We start from the raw sequence: 1,680 nt of genomic DNA, 5'->3' as shown, positions 1-1,680 counted from the left end.
GTAAAACAAAAAAAATGGCCCAGAAAATCTGAGTCATTTTACTTTGTGTCAAACAAGGGGCTTGGGTCGAACTTTTTAAAGGATTTTGAAGAGCTAAATCCAACTCAAAATGCCATAATTGATCTTGATTTGATCATGCGATTTATGAATAATCCACAAATCAAATTTTAAATCCGATTCCACACTGAAAAACTTCACGCCAACCAATACCCAGTTTAAGAATTAATTTCTTTTCAGGATTTTGAAAACGATAGCCAATAAATGGGCGGTAAGTTGTGGCAATATATGTTATACCATTATGCTTTAGACTTTTATCAAAATGAAAAACAATATCATTTGAAAACTCTATCTTATGATTATTTCCATACAAAAAAGAAATCCCTGCTGCGCTTTGAAAACCTAGATTTGCATCTAAAATTGACGCAGTCCATAAACCTGTTTTTACATTTCCTCTAACTTGTAACTTTTGAAGATTCTTTGTAAAATCAAAAGACTCGTAACCTAAAGAAAACGTGTTGTAAAATAACATAGTTCCTGCATGAATATTTACATTTCCTTTCCCTTTCTCTTGTGCCATGACATTCTGAAAAACCAATAAGAATGCAACAAATGCTATATACTTAATGAAATTCATTATTTCCCAGTTATAGTTTTACCAATCAATTTATACTCTTCTAAAACATGTTTGGGCATGTGTCTAGCTCCAACCGAATTTTTAAAATCGAAACCGCTAGGCCAAAAATAACCTAATATGCCTACGACAGAAGTATCATTATTAGCCATATTATAGTAATCTCTAGCAATACAATCCATATCATTTTTTGCAATACCTACACTGCCATGAAAATTTTTCATCCAATGAGTATCCATAACCAATAGAATATTTTGATGGTTTTTCATTTTACTCTTCATTATTGCATACTCATTTTGAAAAGTTGGATCAAACGAAGGATTTTGAATGAAATAATGGTCAAATCCAACCCAATCAACACTGTTTGGACAATAAATTTCATCAATAGAAGCATACGCTTCAACATTCAAAATAGGAATATTTGGAGCAGTAGATTTAGCATAATCAGTAGCCTCTTGAAATTCAGATTCTGAAATGCTATTCCATGCCGGTTCTTCTCCAATATATAGGCAGGCAATTTTGTTTGTCATAGAATTGATAGAATTAACTGAAATAAATTCATCCCATCTAGATTTGTAATCTGAACGCAAACCATAAATTACACCACTTTTGTTTCCTCCTATTGACGTTTGTTCAAAAAAGATCTCATTTAAATGAAGAACTGCCTTAACTTGATTGTCATCAAAATCTTTGACACGATCGATAATATTATCAGAAGGCTCAATCACAAGAATATCTGCTAGGTTTGAGAAAGAGGAAACCTCATCTAAATAGTTTATTTTATCAGATTTGTCTTTTGGATCGTCCCAATACACATCTATCAGAGTAAACCCAAAATACTCTAAGTTTGGATTGACCTTAGTTTTAATTGGTTCTAAATTTACCTTTTTACATGAGTTTAAAGACAACATCAGTAAAATTGAAAGGTTGAATAAAATTCTCATAACTTGTTTTTGTTAAAGTCAAATAAATAAAATAAATAAAATTTCTAAAGTATCTGAAAAAAAAAGCTTGATTTGCTGATGAATTCATGGCTTTTACCATTTATC

At 30.9% G+C, this 1,680-nt stretch carries 2 protein-coding genes; both read right to left on the bottom strand.

Annotated elements, in window-relative coordinates; translation table 11 throughout:
• Positions 1-160: 160 nt before the first annotated feature.
• Positions 161-634 carry a hypothetical protein gene (locus tag A8143_RS14005; RefSeq protein ID WP_070138443.1) on the bottom strand — a complete coding sequence of 158 codons (474 nt, stop codon included), beginning with the start codon at positions 632-634 and terminating at the stop codon, positions 161-163.
• A complete protein-coding gene (locus A8143_RS14000; protein ID WP_139134366.1) occupies positions 634-1,575 on the bottom strand; it encodes a hypothetical protein in 942 nt (313 codons plus the stop codon). Before A8143_RS14000 ends, A8143_RS14005 begins: the two co-directional genes overlap by 1 nt.
• Between the last annotated feature and the right edge of the window lie 105 nt (positions 1,576-1,680).

The organism is Crocinitomix algicola (assembly GCF_001661595.2).
In the GTDB taxonomy this organism is placed as follows: Bacteria; Bacteroidota; Bacteroidia; order Flavobacteriales_D; family Crocinitomicaceae; genus Crocinitomix; species Crocinitomix algicola.
This window is presented reverse-complemented; position numbering and strand designations above follow the sequence as displayed.